Genomic DNA, 24,090 nt, shown 5'->3' with positions numbered 1-24,090 from the left:
CCAATCTGCCAAGGCTCACTACTCACAACCTCAAAAACAAAACGGGCGGCCCGAAAACCGCCCGTCAAACCATCACAAAATTAGGCGTCAGATCTGCGCCCCACGCGCCTTGGTCGTCGCATCGAAAGCCTTGTCGACATAGGCGTCACGGCCGTAGACGTCGTCGAAATACTCCACCACGCCATCCTTGTTCGGCCAGGCGGTGAAATAGGAGACGTAGACCGGGATCTTCTGCGGCACCTTCACCGCATGATTCTGGCCGCTCGCGATCTGCTTGGCGACATCGTCCGCCGTCGTGCCGAGCACGGCGGCTGCCATCGCGCGCGGATTGGCAAGGCGCACGCAGCCGTGGCTCAGCGCTCGCATGTCGCGCTTGAAGAAGCTCTTCGAGGGCGTATCGTGCATATAGATCGCGTGGCTGTTCGGGAACAGGATCTTCAGTTCGCCGAGGGCGTTATCGCCGCTTGGCGGCTGGCGCACCGAAACATTCGCGGTCGAGCCGTACCAGTCGACGCTGGACGAGGCGACAGCATGGCCATTCACCTCAACCTCATAACCGAGCTGATCGAGGTAGTTGGGGTCCGAGCGCAGCTTCGGCAGCATTTCGTTGATGATGATCGACTGCGGCACGCCCCAGAACGGGTTGAACTCCACCGTCTCGATCTCGTCGTTGAAGAAATAGGTCTGGTTGTTCTTGCCGCCGACCACCACGCGCATCGACAGCTGCTCCTTGCCGTCATTATGGTAATAGGCCATGTAGGCCGGCTGATTGATCATGACGTAGCGGGAACCAAGATCTTCCGGCAGCCAGCGCACCTGTTCCATGGCAACGACGAGCTTGTCGATCTTCGAGGCATCGGTGTCGCCGCCGGTCATGGCGCGCACCGTCGCCTGGCCGATGACGCCATCTGGCTTCAGACCGTGCTCTTTCTGGAAGTCCTCGACCAGCGAGACGATGTCGGGCGAATAGTCGCTGCCGCCGGCGTAGGCTGCAAACGTCGCCGCGTGATCAGTCTTCAACGTCTCGGACCCGTGCTTCTGCAGCGCCTTGACGATATTGGCGATCTCGGACGAGCTGTCGCCGGGTCTGAGCAGCCCTTGGAGCGAAATGACGACCTGCTCCTCATTGCTATCCGCGGCGCGAAGCTTGGCCAGCTCCGCCTTCAGCGCCTCGAACTGCTCGCTATCTGGCGACCGGCTGGCGATATAGGCGCCGGCATTCGGGCTCATGCGGGCAAGCTTCAGCACCGGCGCCAGATTGACCGCCTTGCGCTGGAAATCGTGATAACCTGAAATCTTGTTCGGATCGATGCGGCCGCGGACCGTGTCCTGCACGAAGGCAAGCACCTTGGCCGAAAGTTCCAGCTCGAATTGCGTCAGCGCCCGGTCACGCGCGGCAGGATCAGGATTGGCCGGATCGACCGCCGGCGCCTGCACGGCGTAATCGGCAGGGTCGAGGCCCACGGAAGCCGCATCGGCCAGCGCCGCCATTGCCGACTGGGCGCGTTCGCTGATCTGGTTGCCGTCGACCCAGACGAGCGGATTACGGCTATCGCTGTAATAGGTTTCGAGTGCCTTGGCGACGTCGGAATTGGCGCGAACCTTGGCCTGCGCCAGGAAACGGCGCTGCACCACCGGTTCGGAATCGCCCGCCGGCGAAACCTCAGCAACCGCACCAGTGACGATCGGATCGGCGAACTTGCTGGTATCGACGAACTGCAGGGCTTCGGTCTTGTAGGTATAATAACGCGGACCGCTCACCTTCGGCAGCGGCGCCTCCGGGTCAAGTCCGCCAAGCGATCCACCTTCGCCGCCACGCGGCGCCACACGCCCGGGCGGCATCTGATCCATGAAAATGGTGCTCTGGGTCCGCTGCCTGTCGCCGCGAAGCATATCCATCAGCGTATAGGCATGCGCGGGAGCGGCCATCATTGCCAGACCGCAGGAAACTGCCAATGCGGATACCGCGCTTTTCAAAACGAACGTCATATATATTCCAGTCCCGATGTCATGCTGTTCTCAGCTCAAATCCCGCGAAACTCAAGCAGCGTAGGGCCTCATTGATCAGAAACCGGCCTTCGCCGCCAGCGCCGGCGGACTCAATTTCATGTGAGAGGAATCCTGCGCGGCGCCGCACAGCAGTTCACACAAAATTATGAAATTATTAGTTAATTTTTTACCGAATTTTCGCCGCCGGACCAGTGTGGCAAAAACGCGCCGATGCATAAAATTTCCAACGTGGCCGAAAAAGCACGCCGCCCGGCAGGCACAAACATGACTGTGATCATCAATATTTCGCACGGCATTCGGTTTTCTTGCTCTGGTTTCCAACCTATAAGACCACATCTTTCGAAGATGCCAGAAAACAGCATGTGACAGGAAGGCAAGGCTCATGACCGCAACCCGCACCGAAACCGATACTTTTGGCCCCATCGAAGTCGCCGCCGACCGATATTGGGGCGCCCAGGCGGAGCGTTCGCTCGGCAATTTCAAGATCGGCTGGGAAAAGCAGCCGCTGTCGATCCTTCGCGCGCTCGGCATCGTCAAACAGGCGGCCGCCCGCGCCAACATGTCGCTCGGCCAGCTCGATCCGGCGCTGGGCAACGCCATCGTCGATGCCGCCCAGGAAGTGATCGACGGCAAGCTCGACGACCATTTTCCGCTGGTCGTCTGGCAGACCGGCTCCGGCACGCAATCCAACATGAACGCCAATGAAGTCATCTCCAATCGTGCCATAGAAATGCTCGGCGGAGTCATGGGTTCCAAAAAGCCTGTGCACCCGAACGATCACGTTAATATGAGCCAGTCGTCGAACGACACCTACCCGACGGCCATGCACATCGCCTGCGCCGAGCGGATCGCTCACCACCTGCTGCCCTCACTGAAGCACCTGCATGCCGCCCTCGACATGAAGGTCACCGAGTTCAGCCATATCATCAAGATCGGCCGCACCCATACTCAGGATGCCACACCACTGACGCTCGGCCAGGAATTTTCCGGCTACGCCGCCCAGCTCGGCTCGGCCATCAAGCGCATCGAGATGACCCTGCCCGGCCTCTGCGAACTCGCCCAGGGCGGCACCGCCGTCGGCACCGGCCTCAACGCGCCGGTCGGCTTTGCCGAGAAAGTCGCCGAGGAGATCGCCGATATCACCGGCATGCCCTTCGTTAGCGCGCCAAACAAATTCGAGGCGCTCGCCTCCCATGACAGCATGGTGTTCAGCCACGGCGCCATCAATGCGGCGGCTGCCGCTCTCTTCAAGATCGCCAACGACATCCGCCTGCTTGGCTCCGGCCCGCGCGCCGGCCTGGGGGAGCTGGCGCTGCCGGAAAACGAGCCCGGCTCCTCGATCATGCCCGGCAAGGTGAACCCCACCCAATGCGAAGCCCTGACGCAGGTCTGCATCCACATCTTCGGCAACCACGCCGCACTGACCTTCGCCGACAGCCAGGGCCATTTCGAGCTCAACGTCTACAATCCGATGATGGCCTATAACTTCCTGCAGTCGGTGCAGCTGCTCGCAGACGCCGCCGTCTCCTTCACCGACAACTGCGTCGTCGGCATCGAGGCGCGCGAGGACAACATCAAGGCCGGCCTCGAACGCTCACTGATGCTGGTCACCGCCCTCGCCCCCAAGATCGGCTACGACGCCGCCGCCAAGATCGCCAAAACGGCGCACAAGAACGGCACGACGCTGAAGGAAGAGGCACTTGCCAGCGGACTGGTGACATCGGAAGAATATGACGCGATCGTGCGTCCGGAGACGATGATCGGGCCGAAGTAATCGGTTAAGGAGGTCTGCTCCTCTTCTCCACTCGTTCCTTCTTCTCCATGGTCGAAGCAAGAGGGAGCGGGCAAGCTTGGCACTTGCTCCCTCATTCCTGTGACGAGCACAGGAATGAGGGGGTGAGTAGGCGCCCTCATATTTCTTGCCATCGCGGTCGCCCCTGCTGGCATCGGACGGGGAACCCCGCACGACATCAGACAAGCCTCAAACCAACAGCGAAAAATTGTCCATCACCACAGAATTGCCCATGAAGTCGAAGCGGATTTCTTCGATGTCTTCGAGATTGACCTCGAGATTGGGCCCGGTAACCTCGAGCTCCTGTTGATAGACGATCTGGCCGTCGTTCAGGGCAGTGAGCGTCAGATGAAAGGGCGATGCCGACAGTTCGGCGATCGAGACGCTCTGAAAGGTGAACTCCCCGCCATCGACCATTTTCAAGCTTACGGGCGCCGAGCCGGGGGATAAAACGGTGTCGCTGAAACCGTCTTCGGTGATGGCGTCGACGCCCGGAATGGTATCGTAGACAATGCCGTTCAGAAGCGTCACATCGTGGCTGCCGTTCACGGAGAGCGCAAAGCCCCGATAATTGGGGAGAGAGAAATTATCCGCCCTCGATAAGACGCCCATATCATCGAAATCCAGGACTTCGTGGTATTTTTCGCCTTCGTTGACGCCGTCGATCGCAAGGGTCAACACGCCGAGGTCCGTGCCCCCCGAGCCGTCGGACATCTTGTAACTCAGTTTTTCGATGAGCTGATCGGACTTCCCTAAATTCTTCACCACATCCAGCGTGGTATCCAGCTCATATGTGAAGTGACCGTCAGGCTTCACCTTGAAGGTTCCGTACTTGCCCTGAATGATCGTTTCGTGGTCAGGCCCATGTTTGGCGTCGATACGGACGCCATTGGCGAAGCGAACATACATGTCCGCACCTTCGGGATCGCTGGCGAAGCGCAGCAGATCGCCCCTGATCCAGTCATGTTCGAAAAAAACCAGAAGGTCGTCGACAGCAGTTGGCTTTGCATTTGTCATTGGAAGCCCCAGCAGGTTAACGATGCCGAGAATATGAACTGGGCTTGAATTGAAGGCAACCTGAAGTCGGTTGTTTCGCGACAAATGTCGAGTTCGCCATTGTTTCACTCGCTTATTGCGTGCAACGGGCGGGTTGCAAAACGTAGCACGACATGGCTCCAACTCCACACTCCGCCGTTCCCAATTGCATTTGCATCGCAGCAGATTTAGACCGGTTCCAATTTCAGCGACGCACGCCCACCAGAAAGGTCACTTGGATGGCTGACGATCTCTTCCCCCTCGGCGAGGATGCCACCCCCTACCGCAAGATCAGCAGCGACTACGTCTCGGCCGACAGCTTCAAGGGTCAGGAAATTCTGACGGTCGATCCCGAGGGCATCCGGCTGCTTGCCGAAACCGCCTTTGCCGACATCAACCACCTGCTGCGCCCCACGCATCTGAAGCAGCTTGCCGCCATCCTCGACGACCCTGAAGCGACCGACAATGATCGTTTCGTCGCCTACGATCTGCTGAAGAACGCCAATATCGCCGCCGGCGGCGTGCTTCCGATGTGCCAGGACACCGGCACGGCGATCATCATGGGCAAGAAGGGCCGCAGGGTCTGGACGGAGGGCGGTGATGCGGCGGCGCTTTCGAAAGGCGTGCTCGACGCTTATGAAAAGAAGAACCTGCGTTATTCGCAGCTCGCGCCGATCAAGATGTTCGAAGAGAAGAACACCAGGAACAACCTGCCGGCTCAGATCGATATTTATCAGGAAGGCACCGACTCTTACGACTTCCTCTTCGTCGCCAAAGGTGGCGGTTCGGCCAACAAGACATTCCTCTATCAGGGCACGCCCTCGCTCCTGACCCATGACCGGATGATCGACTTCCTTAAGGAGAAGATCCTGACGTTGGGGACGGCAGCCTGTCCCCCCTACCATTTGGCGATCGTCATCGGCGGCACCTCGGCCGAGATGAACCTGAAGACGGTCAAGCTCGCCTCGACCCGTTATCTCGACGCGCTGCCGACCGAAGGCTCCGAGAGCGGGCATGCCTTCCGCGACGTCGAAATGGAAAAGGAAATCCACAAGCTGACGCAGCAGATGGGCGTCGGCGCCCAGTTCGGCGGCAAGTATTTCTGTCATGACGTGCGTGTCATCCGCCTGCCCCGCCACGGCGCCTCGCTGCCGATCGGCCTCGGCGTCTCCTGTTCCGCCGATCGCCAGGCCAAGGGCAAGATCACGCGCGACGGCATTTTCGTGGAGCAGCTCGAAACCGATCCGTCGAAATACATGCCCGAGATCGACGAGGCGAAACTGTCGGAATCGACCGTGCATATCGACCTCAACAAGCCGATGGCCGAAGTGCTCACCGAACTCTCCAGGCATCCGGTCAAGACGCGCCTTTCGCTGACCGGCACCATTATCGTCGCCCGCGACCTCGCTCATGCCAAGATCCGCGATCGCCTGGAAAAGGGCGAAGGCATGCCCGATTACCTGAAAAATCACCCGGTCTACTATGCCGGTCCCGCCAAGACACCGGCCGGCTATGCCTCCGGCTCCTTCGGCCCAACGACGGCCGGCCGCATGGACAGCTACGTCGACCAGTTCCAGTCCTTCGGCGGCTCGCTGGTGATGCTCGCCAAGGGCAACCGATCGCGCGCCGTGCGCGAAGCCTGCAAGAAACATGGCGGCTTCTACCTGGGTTCGATCGGCGGCCCCGCCGCCCGTCTCGCCAAGGACTGCATCCGCAAGGTCGAAGTGCTGGAATATCCCGAGCTCGGCATGGAAGCAGTCTGGAAGATCGAGGTGGAAGATTTCCCCGCCTTCATCGTCATCGACGATAAGGGCAATGATTTCTTCCAGGAATTGAATTTGGGATAATCGTCTGGTGTGGTCTTCGAAGGCAGGTGAAGGGCAACTGACGGCTTGCCGTTAAGCCCCTGTCCGCCCGCCGGAGAAGGTGCCGCACGCCTTTCAGATATTTGCGCGCTCACTGAATATCTCCAGCGCTTGTCACATCTCCATCATCACCCACCCCAGGATCTCCGTCCGAATGCGCAAGGCGAGACCGGTGTGCTCCAGCAGCACGGCGCCCCCTGCGAAGACGGTGAAAACGAGGATGGCGAAGAAATGGCGCGGGACCTTTCCATAATCTCACGTCCTGATTTTCTGGCAGTATTTCGGGTTTGCCGGTGAAAATTGTCATTCCGCAATATGCATACGAAATAGGAGACAACCAAACTTGCTGTCGACAAGATGAATACGATCTTCAACCAGAAAAGATGCGTAAGTTTTTTAAATACGCCTCCCGCGCAACGGGTATACACTGTCCCGATGAAGATGCATTTTTCCATGAAGAATCAGAGACCTGCCTGAAGTATAGACCCACTGCGAAGTTTTCATATGTAATCTTTGGTATATATCGCTTTAATCTTTTCCCAAGAAATTTAAGCTAACAAATAAATATTGCCTTCGAAAAAATGAGGAGTTTGCCGGATGAATACGGCTGTCGCGCCCAAGGTGCAGGTTCCCGACGTAGCGGGCCAGATCACCTATGCCATGCGCTCGATGGGCGTTGCGCCGATACCCCGCAATTACGAACTCTTCTACGAAGCCTATATCGGCTCCAATCCGGCCCTCACCCGCGAACTCGCAGCTCTCGGCAGCCAGGCGACACAGGCCGAACTCGATGCGCTGGGCGCGCAGTATTTCACCAGCACCCCCGTACGCGTTTTCGACGATGCCCATACGCGCATATCAGGCGAACTCGACGGCCTGCTGCGGATACTGAGGCAGGAGCAAAGTTCGCTCGAAAGCTATACAAGGCTGCTCGGCGAGACTCATAAGCGCATCACCTCCAAAAGCAATGCCAGCGTCGAGCTGATCGAAAGCGCTATCGAACTTTTGAGCCAGGCGACCGGCGATACCATGGCGCATGGCGAACGTACCGTCGAGGACGTTGTCCAGCGCTCGCAGGAGATGGACCAGGTCCGCAAGGAACTCGACGAATACAAGCGCATTGCCAACACCGATTCGCTGACGCGCCTTTCCAACCGTCGCGCCTTCGACGACCGGCTGGCAGCGGTCTTCAACAATCCCGGCATGCGGCCGATAACGGCCCTGCTGCTCGCCGACATCGACAATTTCAAGAAGATAAACGACACCTACGGCCATCCTGTCGGCGACAAGATCCTGGCCACCGTCGCTTCCGTCATCCGCAGCAATGTCCGGCGAGATGTCTTTGTCGCCCGTGCCGGCGGCGAGGAATTTGCCCTGATCATCGAGGGCAACACGGCCGAGGAAGTGACGGCGATCGCCGAACGCATCCGCCGCACGTTGGAAACCACGCCGTTCAAGAATTCCCGGACCCGGGTGAATTACGGCCCGATCACTGTTTCGATCGGCATCTGCATGGCCTCGAATGCCGAGGATGCCGGCGAACTCTACAGCAAGACCGACATCGCGCTGTACGGCGCCAAGCACGCCGGCCGCAACTGCATCGTCCTCTATCAGGATGGCATGCAGAAGGACTTCAGCAAGAGCTGGCTGATCTACAAGGCTTGACGCTGAACCCTCATGATAGGGCACGCTGTCGCCACTAGGTGACAACCCTTCTTTCGTCATGCTCGGGCTTGTCTCGAGCATCTGCCGCCAGTGCAGCAGCTCCTCGGCAAAGGCCAAGGATGACGTCGATTAAAGGGCGAGCTTTGTCAAAACTGCACCGTCGCAATGAGATGACAGTGTTTACCACATCGTCTTCGCCGCCCGTCCCGGCCATTCCCGGTCGTAGGTTTCCTGATCGAAATCGCTGACGGCGGCCTTCAGCATCTGGCCCGGCGTCGGCAAGTTCGCCGGATCGGTGAAATGCGCAGCGTTCCACAGTTCGGCCCGCATCACCGCTCGCGCGCACTGGAAATAGACCTCGTCGATCGAGATGACGACGACGGTGCGTGGATGTTTGCCGTCCATTTCGAAACTCGAAAGCAGTATCTCGTCATTTGAAACGACACCGCGGCCATTGATACGCATCGTCGTGTTCGAGCCGGGGATCAGGAACATCAGCGCAAGCCGAGGGTCGCGCACGATGTTGGAGAGCGAATCCACGCGATTGTTGCCGCGCCAATCCGGCAGATGCAGCGTCTCGTCGTCGACAACGCGAACTACGCCACCGAGATCGCCGCGTGGCGAACAATCGAGCCCTTCCGGGCCTACGGTCGCCAGTGCCGCAAACGGCGAGCTTTCGATCATCTGGCGATAGAGCGGCGTCAGCCGCTGGGTCACCTTGTCGACCGAGGCCTGCGACAGCCCGGCGCCATAGATCGTATTGAGCTCTTCGATGCTGCTGATGATTTTCATGAAGCGTCCCGCCGCGGCTGATCTTTGCCACGGACGCTACAATGCCGCGCGCCTCGCCGGAAGCTCAAAAAACGGAATGATCTCTGCATCTTTTTTGATGCTTTCGCCGGCGTCCTCGTCCGCGTCGCCTTTAAGAAAAGCCGCGATCGCACCGAGCACGGGAGCCGCGCCGACGATGCGCCGGTGACCGAAGCCGTTCGCCCAGAACAGCCGCACAGTCTCGCCCGCCGCGTCATAACGCCTGGCGTGGGCCGGCGACACCTCTTTGTCGTCCTCGGCGTGGATGACGAGCACAGGCCAACCAAGCATGCCGGCCGTCTCGCTAGCCTCGAAATCCTCGAGTCTCCGCCCAGTGACACGATGGACTTCATTCTCCAGCGCAGCCTGCGCAGCCGGGTGAAGCCCGATCATCCGGCCGAAATCGGTAAAGAGCCAGGCCATGTCGCTCGGCGCGCCGATCAGCACCAGTCGCTCGCAGATGGCCGGCGCCGCATCGGGAATCAGGCCTGCCGCCGAGACCATCAGTACTGCGCCCCCGAAGGAATGGCCGATTGCAGCGTCGAATGCACCGAACCGCTCTCCTGCCGCTGCGACTGCCTGGACAGCAAGTCCCATATGTAGGAAGCGCCCGCCCGCCCGCCCGTGACCGGGAAAATCGAGCGCCACCACCTCGGCGCCCGTCGCCGCCAGCACCGAAACGAGATCTGTCATATAGACGGCGCTCGAGCCCCAGCCATGTGTGACGAGGTAGCGCTTGCGCTGGCCGATTGGCCCGCCGTTCAGGCGATAAGCATGCGCCTTGGCGCCGCCGGCGAGCCTGAGCACGAAACGTTCCGCGCCGGCAAGCCGCGCCGCACCAGCAGCATACGCTGCCTTCGCCTTTTCGCCCGTCGGCCGTCGCGATGGTGTGCGGCAGAACAGCAGGAATGCCGCCCTGCCCGCCAGCCGCGGCGAAATCGTCTGCAGAAGCCGGAATCCGAGGCGGGTGACCTTAAGCGCGAAATTTGCCATAGTGGGAATCCAAAAGACTGTTCAACACTGAACAATAAAGTACAACGATGAACAAAAATCAATCCCTTCCCTGGGATCATCCGCGTTTTCGCAGCTGGATTGCGGTGGCGCGCGCCTGTCAGCTCATGCAACAGTCCCTGGCGCGCTCGCTTGCCGATCTCGACATCAAGCCGCCGCATCTCGATATCCTCGTGAATCTCTACCGTTTCGAGGCCATCTCGCAGCAGGAACTGGCGCGCAAGCTCCTCGTCGGCCGCTCCAATATGAGCATGCTCTTACCGCAGATGGAAAGGCGCGGGCTGATCGAGCGGCGCGGCGACGAGCGTGACAAGCGGGTGCTGCGCCTTTATCTCACCGGAGAAGGCCGCAAAGTAACCGAGGCAGCGATGGCGATCCAGACCGATCTCATCGAGCGCACGCTCTCCGACGAGCCGATCGAGCAATGCACGGCGACCGCCACCTCGATGGAGCGCATCATCGCCGTGCTGCTGAAAGATCTGCGCGATGACGGGTGATGATCAATGCAGCGACGGTGCCGTCGACGCGCCGCTCAGCGATCGGTACTCCCAGGCGGCGACGATGATCAGCACCAGCGTCGCCAGAATGCCCAGCAGATAGATCTCGATGAAGGGGGCCACGAAGGCCAGCAGGACCACAAGCACGAGGCCGGCAAGATGCGACAGCGGTATCTGACCGCTAGTCGCGCCCTTGAACCAGAGATTGCCGACGAGGAACAGGCCGGAGCCGCCGAGCACCGCCGCGGCGACGCCGAAATCGCCCGTCTCGTGCGGATGCGAGAACATGAATTCGACCGCCACCGCATGCACGATGATGCCGGCCAGAATCGGAATATGCCCATAGGTGAAGGCCTGCCGGGCCAAGGCACCCGGCGTTTCCTCATGCTCAATGCGATGAGCTGCGCGCCCGTGGCCGAAGCGGAAATAGAGCCACCACATGGTGACGGTGCCAACGAAGCCGGTGACGAAGACAATGCTCGTCAGTCCTGAGATCGGCAACTCGGAAAAGGTACGGCCGGAAACGAGGATCGCTTCGCCGAGGCAGATAATAACGAAGAGCGCGCAGCGCTCGGCCATGTGCGCGCCGGACACGTCCCAGTCGCTTGGAACCGAACGGCCGAGCCCCGGCACTGCAAAGCCTGCGGCTGGCCCGGCATATTCAATAGCAAGCGCAATCATCCAGACAATCAACCTGGCTTCATGCTCGAGCAAGCCACCGGCGATCCAGAAGACGCCGGCCGCCGCTAGCCAGCTTGTGATGCGCACGAAATTCAGCGTATTGGCCCGGTCGACGCGGGTCATCGCGTAGGTCGTAAACAATGAGCGTCCGACCTGCATCGCCGCATAGGCCCCGGCAAAGAGCAATCCCTTGTCTCCGAAGGCCTCGGGGATGGAGGCGGAAAGCACCAGCCCGAGCATCATCAGCACCACCAGCATGCCACGCACCGGCATCCTGTCGGGATCGAGCCAATTCGTCACCCAGGCGGTGAAGATCCACACCCACCAGACGGCGAAGGTCATCAGCGCCGCTTCGACGGCGCCGAGCGGCGTATAATGAGCGGCGAGCGCATGCGAAAGCTGCGAGATCGAAAAGACGAAGACCAGGTCGAAGAACAGTTCAAGGAAGGTCACCTTGCTGCCGGCGGCGCTGCCCTTGGCGCGCAGCCAGTTCTTCCTATTCGCTTTCGCCATGTGTCCCCCGGTGGCCATGTATTGAAATTCAGCGCGGCTTTTCCGCCGTGTCGCGGTTCATGCCCTTTTCCCGAAGCTCGTCCTCATAGGCCGAAAACAGCTCTGCCCCCCGTTCGCCCAGTTCGCGCAGGTAGGTCCAGGTGTAGATGCCGGTATCGTGCATGTCGTCGAAACCGATTCGAACCGCATAATTGCCGGTCGGCGTCATCGAGATGATCGCGACATTGCGTTTGCCCGGCACCGTCACCTTCTGTCCCGGCCCGTGGCCCTGCACCTCGGCAGACGGTGACAGAACGCGCAGGAGTTCGGCCGAAAGATCGAATCTCTGGCCGTCGTTGAAGGTCACTACCAGCCGCTGCCGGTCCTTTGAAACGCGAAGTTCGCTCGGCCAGATATCGTTCATCTCTATCACCCTCTTTCCCTTGGAGAAGTAGGCGTTCGGCTTTTTCGAGGCAAGCGCAAATTAGCGTGTGCGAAATCCGTTTCCCTTGACGGGGCAATCACATATGCACAAATAGAAACATGTCGCTTGAAAACGGCCGGGGGTTCGGCTTGGCGCGCTACAATCGCGCCGCGGAGGAATTGGTGAATACGAGAGTGGGAACGATAGGCAGCGCATCGCCGCTCAAGGCAGATGCACATCCGATGATCGATCCTTTCGGCCGGACGGTCACCTATCTCCGCGTCTCCGTCACGGACCGCTGCGACTTCCGCTGCACCTATTGCATGGCGGAGAATATGACCTTTCTGCCGAAGAAGGATCTCTTGACGCTCGAAGAGCTCGACCGTCTCTGTTCCGCCTTCATCGCCAAGGGTGTCAGCAAGATCAGGCTGACCGGCGGCGAGCCGCTGGTGCGCAAGAACATCATGTATCTGGTGCGCAAGCTCGGCGAAAAAATCGGTTCCAGCCTCGACGAACTGACGCTGACGACCAACGGCTCGCAGCTTTCCCGCCATGCCGCTGAACTTTATGATTGCGGCGTGCGCCGCATCAACGTCTCGCTCGATACGCTCGATCCCGACAAATTCCGTAAGATCACCCGCTGGGGCGATTTCGACAAAGTCATGGAAGGCATCGACGCGGCGCAGAAAGCCGGTCTGAAGATCAAGCTCAATGCCGTGGCGCTGAAGAATTTTAACGATGCCGAGGTTCCCGATCTCTTGCGCTTCGCCCATGGCCGCGGCATGGACCTCACCGTCATCGAAACCATGCCGATGGGCGAGATCGAAGAGGACCGCACCGATCAATACCTGCCGCTCTCCGAGCTGCGCGCCGATCTCGAACGTCAGTTCACGCTAACTGACATAGATTACCAGACCGGCGGCCCGGCGCGTTACGCCAGGGTTGCCGAGACCGGCGGCCGTCTCGGCTTCATCACACCGATGACCCATAATTTCTGCGAAAGCTGCAACCGCGTCCGGCTCACCTGCACCGGCACGCTCTATATGTGCCTCGGCCAGAACGACGCCGCGGATCTCCGCGCCGCACTCCGCGCCACCGAAGACGACGCCCTCCTCCACGCCGCCATCGACGAAGCCATCACCCGCAAGCCCAAAGGCCACGACTTCATTATCGACCGGACTCATAATCGTCCCGCTGTGGCCCGGCATATGAGTGTCACTGGCGGGTGATGTTTGACGAGAAAGCCCATCCACCCTCATTCCTGTGCCTGTCACAGGAATCCAATGCGCCCAAGTCCTTGGGCGCGAGAGAGTCCCTTCCTGTGATAGGGGTCATTCACGGCTGGCGGCGCTCAGCGCCCTCCCCATCACCCAGGCTTACGCGCACAAATCGCAAACCGCTCCTGCATCATCCGCTCCAGCCCGCGCAGGAACGGCATCTTGCGCGCCTGCGCCCAATGAATATCGCCAAGCTTGCGGTCGACCACAATCTCCACGAAGCCGGCCTTGCTGAGAAGATCGACGATCGCTTCGGCCGGCATCTCGTGGGAAAAGTGCACGCGGGAGCGGATACTCTGGTGCCGTGCCATCATCTCCGGTGACATGTGGCTTGCCGCCGGTTTGCCCGTCACCTTTGTCCAAAACTTCTGCAGGCTCTTCACCCAGGTTTCCCGGCCCATATTGCCGTCGACGATCAGCACCTTGCCGCCCGGCTTCAGCACTGAAAACCATTCCTTGAAGGCCGAAGCCGGGTCCACCAGCGTCCAGACGAGATGGCGGTTGGTGATGGCGTCGTAGCTATCCTTCGGCTCCATGGTGTTTTCAGCGTCGCCGGAGACGAAGCGGATATCGGTACCGCGCTTCTTCGCCTTGGCGCGCGCCTGCGCCAGCATCGCATCCGACCAGTCGAGCCCCGTCACCTTGAAGCCGGCATCATTCATCAGATGCGAAATGACGGCCGTGCCGCAGGCAAGGTCGAGCGCCGCGCGCCCCTGCCCCTCGCCGAGATGCTTTCGGATCAGCCGCCGCCAGCCCTTCCGTTCCGCTTCGGAAAAGATTTCATGGCCGACGCTTTGATCGAAGGTCGCCGCTCTTTCCGACCAGAAATCGCGGATTTCATCGCGGATCGTGTAGTTCGTGTTCATGGAATTCATCGCAGGCACCCCCGGGTCGTATCAGTTTGGAAATGCTCTAAAACATATAACTTGATTCACAAAGTCATATTTCTTATGCCTGCGGACATTATTCAGACGTCAGGGGAATTTCCAGATGAATTTCGTGAAAATGCTCGCAGTTTCCGCAGCTGCGATTGCCGGCTTGATGCCGCTTTCGGCGCCCGCCCAGTCCTTTACCATCAAGGATGTGGCTGGCCGCGAAGTCAGCTTCGACAAGCCTGTCGAACGTGTGATCCTTGGAGAAGGCCGCATGCTCTACGCCGTCGCGCCGATCGAGAAGGAAGATCCCTTCGCCAAGATCGTCGGCTGGCGCAACGATCTCTGGACCACCGACAAGGACGGCTTCACCGCCTATGTCGAGAAGTTTCCCAAGGGCAAGGACCTGCCCTTCCTCGGGAACCTGACCGACGGCACGCTGCAGACCGAAGCGGTCGTCAAGCTTCACCCGGACGTGCTGCTTCTGCCGATCGGCAACAAGACGGCGGCTGACGAAGTGAAGCTCGAGGAGATGCTCTCCGGCATCGGAGTGAAGATCGTCTACATCGATTTCCGCGAGCATATTCTCGCCAACACCGAGCCGAGCCTGAAGATTCTCGGCAAGCTCTTCGGCCATGAGGACCGTGCCGAGGCTGTCGCCAGCTTCTGGAAGGAACAGATGGCGCGCGTCACCGACAGGCTGAAGGCGGCCAATCCGCCGAAGCCTGATGTTTTCATGTATCGCGCCGCCGGCCTGGTGGAATGCTGCGGCACATTCGGCCCGGATAATTTCGGCCTGATGGTCGATTTGGCCGGCGGCCACAATCTCGGCTCCGATTTCCTGCCCGGTTATACCGGCTCCATCAATGCCGAACAGGTCGTCGCCTCCAATCCCGAGGTCATCGTCGTCACCGGCTCCAACTGGAGCCAGACCAAGAATGCCAAGGATTATGTCAATGTCGGCCCGAATGCCACAGCCACCATCGGCGACAGCCGCAAGGCGCTGATCACGCTGATGGAAAACCCCGCTTTCACCGGCTCCAGGGCGGTGGCCGGCGGCAATGTTCATGCGATCTGGCACCAGTTCTATACCAGCCCCTACCAGTTCGTCGCCGTCCAGCAACTGGCCAAATGGCTCCACCCGAACCTCTTTGCCGATCTCGATCCCGATGCCACCTTCAAGGAATTCCACGAAAAATTCCTGCCGGTCGCCTATCAGCCGGGTTACTGGCTCGACGCCAGGATCGGACAGTAAATCGCTATGGCCGAGATTGCCGCACATTCGATCGACGTGGAAGCCGGGAGGGAGCGCTACCGCGCTCTCGCCCGGCGCAAGCTGCTGATCCTTTTCGCCATGACGGCAGCGCTCTGCCTGTCCTTCGCCGTCGATCTCGCCTGGGGGCCGGCTCGCTACAGTCTCGGCGACGTCGTCTCCGCCCTCCTCGACCCCGCCTCCGTTTCCGATCAGATCCGCGCCGTCGTCTGGGGCATCCGCATGCCGGTTGCCATCATGGCGATCGTCGTCGGCGCGTCGCTCTCCGTCGCCGGCGCGCAGATGCAGACGATCCTCGCCAATCCGCTCGCCAGCCCGTTCACCTTGGGCATTTCGGCGGCGGCAAGCTTCGGCGCGGCCCTGGCGATCGTCACCAGCGTTCCGCTTCTGCCCGTTGCTGCCGGCCTGCTGGTGCCGGTCAATGCCTTCATCATGGCGCTGATCGCCACGCTGTTCATACATTTCGTCTCGCAGGCCCGCGGGGTCTCGGTACAGACGGTGGTGCTGCTCGGCATCGCCCTGGTCTTCACCTTCAATGCCGCCCTCGCCTTCCTGCAATATCTCGCTTCCGAACAGGCACTGTCGGCGGTCGTCTTCTGGACGATGGGCAGCCTCACTAAGGCGACGTGGCCGAAGATCTGGGTGACGCTCGCCGTGCTGCTGGCTGCCCTTCCGCTCTTTGCCCGCAATGCCTGGGCGCTGACCGCCATCCGCCTCGGCGAGGACAAGGCCGCAAGCTTCGGCGTCAATGTCCGCCGCATCCGGCTGGAAACCATGCTCGTCGTCTCGCTGCTTGCCGCCGTGCCGGTCAGCTTCGTCGGCACCATCGGCTTCGTCGGCCTCGTCGGACCGCACATCGCCCGCATGATCCTCGGCGAGGACCAGCGCTTCTTCCTGCCGGGCTCGATCCTTTCGGGCGCACTGTTGCTGTCGCTGACCTCGATCGTCTCGAAATCGATCATCCCAGGCGTCGTCTTCCCGATCGGCATCATCACCGCACTCGTCGGCGTGCCCTTCTTCTTTTCGCTCATCCTCTCGAACAGGAGCCGATCATGGTAGCGCTTCATTTGCAGTCGGTCGGCGCCTATCACGGCCGCAAGCTTTTCGTCGAAGATGTGACGACGCCGGTGATGACATCGGGCGAGTTGATCGCGGTGATCGGCCCGAACGCCGCCGGCAAGTCGACGCTCTTCAAGCGCATCACCGGCCTGCTCAAGGGCCCGGGCCGTGTCGTCGTCGAAGGCTCAAAGGCGAAAAACGCCATCAGCTACATGCCGCAGGATACCTCCGCCAATGCGGTGCTGACCGTCTACGAATCCATCCTGCTCGCCCGCAAGCAGGGCCAGTCCTGGGCCGTCGGCGATGGCGACCTGCGCTTCATCGACGAGATCATGGCAGCGCTCGATATCACTTTGCTCGCCTTCCGCGATCTCGGCGCGCTCTCCGGCGGCCAGCGCCAGCTCGTCTCGATCGCCCAGGCGCTGGTGCGCGAGCCCGAAATCATGCTGATGGACGAACCCACAAGCGCCCTCGACCTGCACCGCCAGATCGAAGTCCTCGATTTCATGCGCCGCCGGGCGCGTGCCAAAGGCATGCTCGTCCTGATCGCCATCCACGACCTCAACCAGGCGCTGCGCTTCGCCGACAAGGTGATGGTCATCGCCAACGGCCGCATGCGCGCCTGCGGCGCGCCGAGAGATGTGGTCACTGCGGAGATGCTGCGGGAGATTTACATGGTCAAAGCCCGGATCGAGAAATGCTCGCTGGACCACGATCATGTCATCGTCGATGGGACGGCGCATTGACTCAGGGGAGCGAAGCCTTGAAGGACGAGGCGGGCCTTCCCCCTACCCCATCAATCGGTCAGTCGCTGCGCGGTAAACTTGTCAGTCACAAGCATATCGATCACCCCGACGCGCAGCGCGCCGGCGATCGCCTCGGTCTTCTTGGCGCCACCGGCAAGGGCAATGACCCGGTCCACCCGTTCGAGATCCTCGAGCGGAAGCCCTATCACCCGATCATCAAGCGGTGTCTTGACCGGCTTGCCGTTCCTATCGAAGAAGCGAAGCGAAATATCGCCCACGGCTCCCGCTTCCGCGAGATCGGAGAGTTCGCGGGCCGAAAAAATGTTGCCGGAACGCGCAAGAAGTTCGGATGGTTCGACGGCGCCGATGCCGACGATCGCAAGCGTTATGCTGCCGAAGAGGTCCATCGTCTCGCGGACGTACGGATCGGACTGCATCAGAAGTTTTGCCTCCCTTGACGTCGTCACGCCCTGCACGGGAAGCAGTTTCGGCTCGGCCCCGGTCAGCCGTGCAAGCCGCGTGGTCAGCTGCGTCGCATGCGTCTGCACCGAAGGATCTCCCATGCCTCCAAGGGTCTGGACGACGTATTTCGCCTGGGCGCTTTTCTGAGGATGAATGTTCTCGACCATCTTGAAAATGGTCTGGCTCCAGCTCGAAACGCCGATGATCTCACCCGGCGCAAGCGTCACCTCCAGGAGATGAGCCGCTGCCTCGCCGATACGGGCCATGATGGCGCCGTCCCGATCTTCCGTGCACTCGACGACGATCGCCTCCGGCAGATCGTATTTCTCGCGAAGCGCCGCCTCGAGCTCGCTATAGGTGCCGACGGGAGGGATCACACTGGTTCTGACGATATCTTCAGCCTCGGCGCGCTTCAGCATGCGCGACACCGTCGCCTGCGACAAGCGAAGGTGCTCCGCGATCTCCGCCTGTCGCCGTCCCTCGATATGGTACATCTGGGCGACCCTTGAAATGAGGCGGAGTTCGTTGAGGCGAGTCATCGCTAATCCCAGATTGAATTTTTATTCACCTTTAGCCTTTGTTTCGCGGAACGTCGAGCGGACGAGCGCATCATTCCAGCGATCGAGAAGTCCCGCCCGATCGAGGGATTGCGGCTCGATAATCTCGGTGTTTCGCGGCAGCTCCGCGACAATCTGAAGATCGCCCCACAGACCGAGTGACAGCCCCGCCAAATAGGCCGCGCCCAACGCCGACGCCTCGGGTGCCTCGCATTGGATCACCGGATGTTCGATAATGTTGGCGACGCACTGCATCAGGAAGCGGTTCCGGCTCGGGCCGCCATCCACATAGAGCGCGCCAAGCGCGCCGCCGCTCTGCGTCCGCATGGCCGCGATCACGTCATGCACCTGCAGGGCGATGGAGTCGGTCACCGACCGGGCCATTTGCGCGCGTGTCGTATTGAAGTTGATCTGGGAGAACAGGGCTCGGGCGTCGGCATTCCAGTAAGGCGCCCCCAGTCCCACGAATGCCGGCACGAAGCCAGGCCCGCCCGGCTCGGCGCTCGCTGCAAGTTCGACGAGCGCCGCCACATCCGCAAGGCCGAGAATATCGGCCATCCAGGGAAGACTGGCGGCGCAAACGAGAATATTGCCTTCGAAGGCGAAAGTCGGCCTCCCCCCGATACGCCACGCGACGGTTGTTGTCACGCCGTTACGCGGGGGAATGAAGTGCGGAAGCGTCGTCATGACCGACGAGCCGGTCCCGAAGGTCACCTTGCCGTCGCCCGGCTTGAATGCCCCATGACCGAACAGGGCGGCGTGGCTGTCTCCGATCGCGGCCATGATGGGGGTGCCGTCCGGCACACCCGGCAACCCTTGCGTTCTGCCGAAATCGGCCGAGCTGTCGAGCACCTCGGGCAGCAGCGCGATATCGACGCCGAAAATCTCGCCGAGTTCCTCGCTCCATCTCTGCTCCTTCAGATCGAACAACTGGCTCCTGGCGGCATTCGACGCGTCGCAGGCATGCCGGCGCCCGCCCGTCAGGCAGTGGACGAGCCAGCTGTCGATCGTTCCCAGCCGCACCGATCGCCCGGCCGGAACCCGGTCGAGCAGCCAGCGGAATTTCGAACCTGGGAACATCGCATCCAAGGGCAGGCCGGTGAGCGCCTGCACCCGGTCAAGCTGGCCTTCGGCAATCAGACGTTCGCAATCCTGCGCCGTTCGGCGGCACTGCCAGCTGACCACCGGCCCAAGAGCCTCTCCGGTATCGGCGTCCCACGCAGTGACGGACTCGCGCTGGTTGGAAACGGCCACGGCCTCGATCGTCACATCGCGACCGGCCGTCAGGCAGGCGTCGACCGCCTCGCAGACCGAGGCGTAGAGCCGGTGTGGGTCTTGTTCGACCCAGCCCGGCTTCGGATAGGAGATGCCGACCGGCGCCGAACCTCTGCCGACGATTTCTCCGTTCTCGGAAACCAGAACCGCCTTCGAATTGGTCGTGCCCTGGTCGATTGCCAGAATTGCCCGCATTCTATCCTCCCCGGATCAAGTGACGGCCGAAACGGCAAAAACGTTTCGGCCGGTCGCTGGATCCTATTACTTGCGCTTGATCAGCGCTTGCGCGGCGTCGGCGATTGCGAAAGGCGCCATCCCGAATTCGTCGAGCAGGAATTCTGCCGATCCGGTCGGGGCGTAGACGCCGGGAACGCCGAGACGCTTCATCGGCACCGGCGCATTGTCGACCACCACTTCGGCGACGGCGGAGCCGAGCCCGCCAAAGATCGAATGCTCTTCGGCTGTGACGATCGCCCCGGTCTCCCTGGCAGCAGTGATGATAGCCTCCTCGTCGATGGGACGAACCGTTGCAAGGTTGAGCACTCTGGCATTGATGCCGCGCTCAGCGAGGATTTCGGCCGCCTTGAGAATGCGATGGGTCAAAGTGCCGTTGGCGATCAGGGTGACGTTGGAACCCTGGCGAAGGAGATTTGCCTTGCCAAGTTCGAACTTATGGCCTTCCGGAAGCAGGTCGGGCACGCCGACCCGTGACAGACGCAGGAAACAAGGCCCGTCATAGGTCGCGGCCCAGGCAACGGCAGCAGCGGTTTCGATGCGGTCACAAGGCGCAATGACCGGAAGATTGGGCAGGACCCGTGTCCAGGCGAAATCTTCGATCGAGTGATGGGTCGGGCCGAGCTCGCCATAGGCCATGCCGGAGGAGATGCCGACCAGCTTGACGTTGGCGTTCGAGTAGGAAATGTCGGCCTTGATCTGCTCGAGCGACCGCCCGGTGAGAAATGGAGCGGCGGCGCAGACGAACGGAAGCCGTCCGCCATTGGCGAGCCCTGCGCCGACGCCGACCATATTCTGCTCTGCGATGCCGACATTGACGAGGCGTTCGGGAAATTTGGACTTGAAGCCGCCGAGCTTGGACGAACCGACAGAGTCGTTGCAGACGGCAACGATCGTTTCGTTTTCAGCGGCCAGCCGCTCAAGCGTGGCGGCGAATGCGTCGCGGCAATCATAGAGCTTGGGAGGGTTGATTGGCGCGTTCATTACAGTGCCTCCGACAATTCTGCCAATGCGATTTCGTATTGTTCTTTGCTCGGCACCTTGTGGTGCCAGTCAACCCGGTCCTGCATGAACGAGATTCCATGGCCCTTGTTGGTATGGGCGACAATACAATGCGGTCTCGCCCCCCGGTGTTCGAGAGCAGGAACGATTTCGCTCATCGTGTTGCCGTTGATCTCGGTGACTTCCCAATCGAAGGCTTCAAGCTTCGGACGAAGCGGCGCGAGATCGTTGGTTTCGGCCAGCGCCGCGCCCTGCTGGAACCTGTTGTGGTCGATGACCAGCGTCAAGTTGTCGAGCTTGAACTGGGCTGCCGCCATGATCGCTTCCCAGTTGGAGCCTTCCTGCATCTCGCCGTCACCGGTGACAACGTAGGTGTGAAATTTCGCACCCGAGAGCTTGGCCGCTTTCGCCATTCCGACTGCGACCGGGAGACCGTGGCCGAGCGGGCCGGTATTCGTTTCGACGCCCGGAACCTTGTTGCAGTTCGGATGTCCGTTCAGCCTCGAATGCGGCTGCAGGAAGGTGGAAATCTCCTCCTCCGGGATGAAACCGCGTTTTGCGAGTGTCACATAGAGGGCGCATGCCGTATGTCCCTTTGAGAGAACGAACCTGTCGCGGTCGGGATGTCTCGGCTGATCTGGCCAGACTTTCAGCACACGAAAATAGAGCGCCGTCAAAATGTCGATCACTGACATTTCCCCGCCAATATGGCCGGCGCCCGCTTCAAAGACCGCCTGAAGATCGCGCAATCGGATCTCGCGGGCGATGCGCTCAAGTTCTGTCGTATCCATCGATTCCTCGCGTGCATAAATATTCACTCGTCAATATTTTTGCACAAGACTCTGATTAGTCAACCCCCTTGCACCAAGTACCACAGACATCCACCAAACGAAATCCTGTTGACAGCTGGAAAGCAAGTTGTTAATGAATTTTCCAGCAGGAGTGAATAATTATTCTAGCCTGAACAAATATCGGATACAGGCCTACGCAGAGGGAGGAGCAATGGTGGCGCTCGATATCAATGAACACAGGCTTTCGTCCGGTGCGTGGTTGAGCAAGCTCAAGGGAGCGACCGGCCCACTCGTCGGGCTGCTCGTGCTGTGCGTCTTTCTGAGCGTCAGCACAGACACGTTTCTTTCGGTTCGAAACGGCCTCAACATCCTCGACCAGATCACCGTTCTCGGCATCATGGCGGTCGGAATGACCTTCGTCATCCTGATCGGCGGCATCGATCTCTCCGTCGGCTCGGCACTCGCTTTGGCGATGATGGTCATGGGCTGGACTGCCAATGTCGCCGGCCTGCCGCTGCCGGTCGGGATCGCCTTTGCGCTGATCGCCTCGGCGGTATCGGGCCTGATCGTCGGACTGCTGGTGACGCAATTCAGGGTTCCGGCCTTTATCGCCACTCTGGCAATGATGTCGGCCGCCCGCGGCGTTGCAAACATGATCACCGATGGCCAGCAGATCGTCGGCTTCCCCGACTGGTTCATGATGCTGGCGATCGATCGCCATTTCGGCGTCATGACAGCCACGGTCTTTCTGATGCTGGCGGTGGTTCTTGCGGCCTGGCTTTTCCTGCACTTTCGGTCCGAAGGCCGGATGCTCTATGCGGTGGGCGGCAACGCCGAAGTCGCGCGCCTCGCCGGCATCAACGTTCCGCTGGTGACGATCGGCGTCTATGTCATGAGTGCCGTCCTTGCGGGGCTTGCCGGCGTCGTGCTCGCCGCCCGGCTGGATTCCGTCCAGCCGTCCAGTGGTCTGGGCTATGAGCTGGACACCATCGCTGCGGTCGTCATTGGCGGCACTTCGCTCTCCGGCGGCGCCGGCGGCATCGGCGGAACGCTGATCGGCGTTCTGATCATCGGTGTCCTGCGCAACGGTCTCAACCTTCTCAACGTCTCACCGTTTCTTCAGCAAGTGATCATCGGAATCGTCATCGTGCTTGCGGTCGGCGCGGAGACCATTCGGCGGCGTCGCGCCTGACGAGCGGGGTCCGCCGCGTTGGCGGACCCGGAATTCCGCCCCGGGCTTCGGGACGGATCAATACCCCGAGGGGGAGGACATACCCGAGGGTTCCATCAAACAACGGAGGAAATACAATGAAAATAGCGCGCACCATGCTCGCGTCTGCTGCACTGCTCGGCCTCATGCTTGGCCCCGTACACGCGGCGGAACTGAAGAAGCTCGGCCTCGCCGTTGCCAACCTTCAGGCAAACTTCTTCAACCAGATCAAGCAATCGGTCGAGGCCGAAGCCAAGAAGCGCGGCATCGAAGTCATCACGGTCGACGCAAAGGGCGACGGGCCGACACAGGTCAACCAGATCCAGGATCTTCTGACCCAGAAAATCGACGCTCTGATCTACATTCCGGCCGGTGCGGCGGCTGCGACCGTTCCGGTCAAGCTCGCAAAGAGCGCCGGCATCCCGGTCGTAAACGTTGACCGCAACGCCGAGGGAGCACCGGGCGATACATTCCTTGCGACGGACTCCGTAGCCTCTGCCAAGGCCGTCTGCGACTACATTCTGAAGGAAGCCGGCGGCAAGGGTAAGATGGTCATCATCCATGGCCAGAAGGGCACGACGCCGGAAGTTGATCGCTCGAAGGGCTGCGCTGAATCCCTGAAGGCATATCCTGATGTCAAGGTCGTCGCCGAGCAGTTCTCCAACATCTGGAGCCAGGACGAAGGCTTCCAGATCATGCAGAATATGCTGCAGGCAAATCCGGACGTTTCGATCGTGTTCGCACAGGCTGACGGTCTCGCCCTTGGCGCCGCCCAGGCGATCAAGGTCGCCAATCCGTCGCAGAAGATCGTGGTCGGCGGCTTCGATGGCGACACCGCAGCGCTCGAAGCCCTCAGCAAAGGTGTCTTCAACGTGACTGCGACGCAGCAGACGCAGAAGATGGGCCGCGATGCGGTTGAAAATGCCGCCAAGCTTGTCGCCGGAGAAAAGGTGCCGCCGGTCCAGCTCCTGGATGCCACGCTGACAACCAAGGAAAACGTGGCAGGCTTCATCGCCAACCATCCCTGATAAAGTAGGTCTTGAGGAGGTG

22 protein-coding genes are annotated in these 24,090 nt (G+C 60.6%); 10 read left to right on the top strand and 12 right to left on the bottom strand.

The window, feature by feature from the left end:
• Nucleotides 1-87: 87 nt before the first annotated feature.
• On the bottom strand, nucleotides 88-1,989 hold the full coding sequence (locus tag HJC04_RS27885) for a murein L,D-transpeptidase (protein WP_221147594.1): 1,902 nt from the start codon (nucleotides 1,987-1,989) through the stop codon (nucleotides 88-90).
• 75 nt (nucleotides 1,990-2,064) lie between these two features.
• A complete protein-coding gene (locus tag HJC04_RS27880) occupies nucleotides 2,065-2,394 on the bottom strand; it encodes a hypothetical protein (RefSeq protein ID WP_210631721.1) in 330 nt (109 codons plus the stop codon).
• Here HJC04_RS27880 and fumC point away from each other — a divergent pair.
• Entirely contained in the window at nucleotides 2,393-3,784 is a 1,392-nt protein-coding gene (gene fumC / locus HJC04_RS27875; protein WP_221147593.1) for a class II fumarate hydratase, read from the top strand. The two genes, HJC04_RS27880 and fumC, sit on opposite strands and share 2 nt — an antisense overlap.
• Before the next feature lie 207 nt (nucleotides 3,785-3,991).
• Here fumC and HJC04_RS27870 read toward each other — a convergent pair whose 3' ends face one another.
• Nucleotides 3,992-4,819 carry a VCBS domain-containing protein gene (locus tag HJC04_RS27870; RefSeq protein WP_221147637.1) on the bottom strand — a complete coding sequence of 276 codons (828 nt, stop codon included), beginning with the start codon at nucleotides 4,817-4,819 and terminating at the stop codon, nucleotides 3,992-3,994.
• A 257-nt stretch (nucleotides 4,820-5,076) separates the two neighbouring features.
• Between HJC04_RS27870 and HJC04_RS27865 the strand changes: the two genes are divergently transcribed.
• Complete coding sequence (locus HJC04_RS27865; RefSeq protein WP_221123385.1) at nucleotides 5,077-6,684, top strand: fumarate hydratase; 1,608 nt, start codon at nucleotides 5,077-5,079, stop codon at nucleotides 6,682-6,684.
• A 615-nt stretch (nucleotides 6,685-7,299) separates the two neighbouring features.
• The gene (locus HJC04_RS27860; protein WP_210631067.1) at nucleotides 7,300-8,367 is read left to right on the top strand and encodes a GGDEF domain-containing protein; all 1,068 of its coding nucleotides are present in this window, start codon (nucleotides 7,300-7,302) and stop codon (nucleotides 8,365-8,367) included.
• 180 nt (nucleotides 8,368-8,547) lie between these two features.
• Here HJC04_RS27860 and HJC04_RS27855 read toward each other — a convergent pair whose 3' ends face one another.
• The gene (locus HJC04_RS27855; RefSeq protein ID WP_210631066.1) at nucleotides 8,548-9,159 is read right to left on the bottom strand and encodes a pyridoxamine 5'-phosphate oxidase family protein; all 612 of its coding nucleotides are present in this window, start codon (nucleotides 9,157-9,159) and stop codon (nucleotides 8,548-8,550) included.
• 36 nt (nucleotides 9,160-9,195) lie between these two features.
• Entirely contained in the window at nucleotides 9,196-10,170 is a 975-nt protein-coding gene (locus HJC04_RS27850; protein WP_210631065.1) for an alpha/beta hydrolase, read from the bottom strand.
• A 47-nt stretch (nucleotides 10,171-10,217) separates the two neighbouring features.
• Between HJC04_RS27850 and HJC04_RS27845 the strand changes: the two genes are divergently transcribed.
• Nucleotides 10,218-10,685, top strand: coding sequence for a MarR family winged helix-turn-helix transcriptional regulator (locus HJC04_RS27845; RefSeq protein WP_210631064.1), 468 nt, complete (start codon nucleotides 10,218-10,220; stop codon nucleotides 10,683-10,685).
• Between the two features lie 3 nt (nucleotides 10,686-10,688).
• Here the strand turns inward: HJC04_RS27845 and HJC04_RS27840 are convergent, their stop codons facing one another.
• Both HJC04_RS27840 and HJC04_RS27835 read right to left on the bottom strand, forming a co-directional pair.
• A complete protein-coding gene (locus HJC04_RS27840) occupies nucleotides 10,689-11,879 on the bottom strand; it encodes a low temperature requirement protein A (protein WP_221123386.1) in 1,191 nt (396 codons plus the stop codon).
• A gap of 28 nt (nucleotides 11,880-11,907) precedes the next feature.
• Nucleotides 11,908-12,282, bottom strand: coding sequence for a gamma-butyrobetaine hydroxylase-like domain-containing protein (locus tag HJC04_RS27835; RefSeq protein WP_210631062.1), 375 nt, complete (start codon nucleotides 12,280-12,282; stop codon nucleotides 11,908-11,910).
• A gap of 182 nt (nucleotides 12,283-12,464) precedes the next feature.
• On the opposite strand from HJC04_RS27835, the gene moaA reads away from it, so the two are divergent.
• A complete protein-coding gene (gene moaA / locus HJC04_RS27830; protein ID WP_221147592.1) occupies nucleotides 12,465-13,511 on the top strand; it encodes a GTP 3',8-cyclase MoaA in 1,047 nt (348 codons plus the stop codon).
• A gap of 137 nt (nucleotides 13,512-13,648) precedes the next feature.
• Here the strand turns inward: moaA and HJC04_RS27825 are convergent, their stop codons facing one another.
• The gene (locus tag HJC04_RS27825; RefSeq protein ID WP_210631060.1) at nucleotides 13,649-14,434 is read right to left on the bottom strand and encodes a methyltransferase domain-containing protein; all 786 of its coding nucleotides are present in this window, start codon (nucleotides 14,432-14,434) and stop codon (nucleotides 13,649-13,651) included.
• Nucleotides 14,435-14,549: 115 nt separating this feature from the next.
• Between HJC04_RS27825 and HJC04_RS27820 the strand changes: the two genes are divergently transcribed.
• From HJC04_RS27820 to HJC04_RS27810, 3 genes are read left to right on the top strand one after another with little or no spacing between them, the layout of a single operon-like run.
• On the top strand, nucleotides 14,550-15,686 hold the full coding sequence (locus tag HJC04_RS27820; protein ID WP_221147591.1) for an ABC transporter substrate-binding protein: 1,137 nt from the start codon (nucleotides 14,550-14,552) through the stop codon (nucleotides 15,684-15,686).
• A 6-nt stretch (nucleotides 15,687-15,692) separates the two neighbouring features.
• Nucleotides 15,693-16,763: an iron ABC transporter permease gene (locus HJC04_RS27815; RefSeq protein WP_210631058.1), complete on the top strand. Its 1,071-nt coding sequence runs from the start codon at nucleotides 15,693-15,695 to the stop codon at nucleotides 16,761-16,763.
• On the top strand, nucleotides 16,757-17,509 hold the full coding sequence (locus HJC04_RS27810; protein WP_221123388.1) for an ABC transporter ATP-binding protein: 753 nt from the start codon (nucleotides 16,757-16,759) through the stop codon (nucleotides 17,507-17,509). Before HJC04_RS27815 ends, HJC04_RS27810 begins: the two co-directional genes overlap by 7 nt.
• Nucleotides 17,510-17,559: 50 nt before the next feature.
• Here the strand turns inward: HJC04_RS27810 and HJC04_RS27805 are convergent, their stop codons facing one another.
• The 4 genes from HJC04_RS27805 to HJC04_RS27790 all read right to left on the bottom strand — a co-directional run bounded on the left by HJC04_RS27805 (nucleotide 17,560) and on the right by HJC04_RS27790 (nucleotide 21,830).
• Nucleotides 17,560-18,510, bottom strand: coding sequence for a sugar-binding transcriptional regulator (locus HJC04_RS27805; protein WP_210631056.1), 951 nt, complete (start codon nucleotides 18,508-18,510; stop codon nucleotides 17,560-17,562).
• Between the two features lie 21 nt (nucleotides 18,511-18,531).
• Entirely contained in the window at nucleotides 18,532-19,998 is a 1,467-nt protein-coding gene (locus tag HJC04_RS27800) for an FGGY family carbohydrate kinase (protein WP_221147590.1), read from the bottom strand.
• 66 nt (nucleotides 19,999-20,064) lie between these two features.
• The gene (locus HJC04_RS27795; protein WP_210631054.1) at nucleotides 20,065-21,021 is read right to left on the bottom strand and encodes a transketolase family protein; all 957 of its coding nucleotides are present in this window, start codon (nucleotides 21,019-21,021) and stop codon (nucleotides 20,065-20,067) included.
• A complete protein-coding gene (locus HJC04_RS27790; RefSeq protein ID WP_221123389.1) occupies nucleotides 21,021-21,830 on the bottom strand; it encodes a transketolase in 810 nt (269 codons plus the stop codon). Before HJC04_RS27790 ends, HJC04_RS27795 begins: the two co-directional genes overlap by 1 nt.
• A gap of 211 nt (nucleotides 21,831-22,041) precedes the next feature.
• Between HJC04_RS27790 and HJC04_RS27785 the strand changes: the two genes are divergently transcribed.
• On the top strand, nucleotides 22,042-23,022 hold the full coding sequence (locus HJC04_RS27785; protein WP_097612907.1) for an ABC transporter permease: 981 nt from the start codon (nucleotides 22,042-22,044) through the stop codon (nucleotides 23,020-23,022).
• 116 nt (nucleotides 23,023-23,138) lie between these two features.
• A complete protein-coding gene (locus HJC04_RS27780; RefSeq protein ID WP_003540275.1) occupies nucleotides 23,139-24,068 on the top strand; it encodes a sugar ABC transporter substrate-binding protein in 930 nt (309 codons plus the stop codon).
• The last annotated feature ends 22 nt before the right edge of the window (nucleotides 24,069-24,090 follow it).

This window comes from Rhizobium sp. NLR8a (assembly GCF_019685235.1).
In the GTDB taxonomy this organism is placed as follows: Bacteria; Pseudomonadota; Alphaproteobacteria; order Rhizobiales; family Rhizobiaceae; genus Rhizobium.
The sequence above is the reverse complement of the archived record's forward strand: the minus strand, read 5'-3'. Positions and strand labels throughout refer to the sequence as shown.

Coding starts and splice junctions, on each gene's coding strand:
- HJC04_RS27885 (WP_221147594.1), bottom strand. CDS start 1,989: ATGACGTTCGTTTTGAAAAGCGCGGTATCCGCATTGGCAGTTTCCTGC.
- fumC (WP_221147593.1), top strand. CDS start 2,393: ATGACCGCAACCCGCACCGAAACCGATACTTTTGGCCCCATCGAAGTC.
- HJC04_RS27880 (WP_210631721.1), bottom strand. CDS start 2,394: ATGAGCCTTGCCTTCCTGTCACATGCTGTTTTCTGGCATCTTCGAAAG.
- HJC04_RS27870 (WP_221147637.1), bottom strand. CDS start 4,819: ATGACAAATGCAAAGCCAACTGCTGTCGACGACCTTCTGGTTTTTTTC.
- HJC04_RS27865 (WP_221123385.1), top strand. CDS start 5,077: ATGGCTGACGATCTCTTCCCCCTCGGCGAGGATGCCACCCCCTACCGC.
- HJC04_RS27860 (WP_210631067.1), top strand. CDS start 7,300: ATGAATACGGCTGTCGCGCCCAAGGTGCAGGTTCCCGACGTAGCGGGC.
- HJC04_RS27855 (WP_210631066.1), bottom strand. CDS start 9,159: ATGAAAATCATCAGCAGCATCGAAGAGCTCAATACGATCTATGGCGCC.
- HJC04_RS27850 (WP_210631065.1), bottom strand. CDS start 10,170: ATGGCAAATTTCGCGCTTAAGGTCACCCGCCTCGGATTCCGGCTTCTG.
- HJC04_RS27845 (WP_210631064.1), top strand. CDS start 10,218: ATGAACAAAAATCAATCCCTTCCCTGGGATCATCCGCGTTTTCGCAGC.
- HJC04_RS27840 (WP_221123386.1), bottom strand. CDS start 11,879: ATGGCGAAAGCGAATAGGAAGAACTGGCTGCGCGCCAAGGGCAGCGCC.
- HJC04_RS27835 (WP_210631062.1), bottom strand. CDS start 12,282: ATGAACGATATCTGGCCGAGCGAACTTCGCGTTTCAAAGGACCGGCAG.
- HJC04_RS27825 (WP_210631060.1), bottom strand. CDS start 14,434: ATGAATTCCATGAACACGAACTACACGATCCGCGATGAAATCCGCGAT.
- HJC04_RS27820 (WP_221147591.1), top strand. CDS start 14,550: ATGAATTTCGTGAAAATGCTCGCAGTTTCCGCAGCTGCGATTGCCGGC.
- HJC04_RS27815 (WP_210631058.1), top strand. CDS start 15,693: ATGGCCGAGATTGCCGCACATTCGATCGACGTGGAAGCCGGGAGGGAG.
- HJC04_RS27810 (WP_221123388.1), top strand. CDS start 16,757: ATGGTAGCGCTTCATTTGCAGTCGGTCGGCGCCTATCACGGCCGCAAG.
- HJC04_RS27805 (WP_210631056.1), bottom strand. CDS start 18,510: ATGACTCGCCTCAACGAACTCCGCCTCATTTCAAGGGTCGCCCAGATG.
- HJC04_RS27800 (WP_221147590.1), bottom strand. CDS start 19,998: ATGCGGGCAATTCTGGCAATCGACCAGGGCACGACCAATTCGAAGGCG.
- HJC04_RS27795 (WP_210631054.1), bottom strand. CDS start 21,021: ATGAACGCGCCAATCAACCCTCCCAAGCTCTATGATTGCCGCGACGCA.
- HJC04_RS27790 (WP_221123389.1), bottom strand. CDS start 21,830: ATGGATACGACAGAACTTGAGCGCATCGCCCGCGAGATCCGATTGCGC.
- HJC04_RS27785 (WP_097612907.1), top strand. CDS start 22,042: ATGGTGGCGCTCGATATCAATGAACACAGGCTTTCGTCCGGTGCGTGG.
- HJC04_RS27780 (WP_003540275.1), top strand. CDS start 23,139: ATGAAAATAGCGCGCACCATGCTCGCGTCTGCTGCACTGCTCGGCCTC.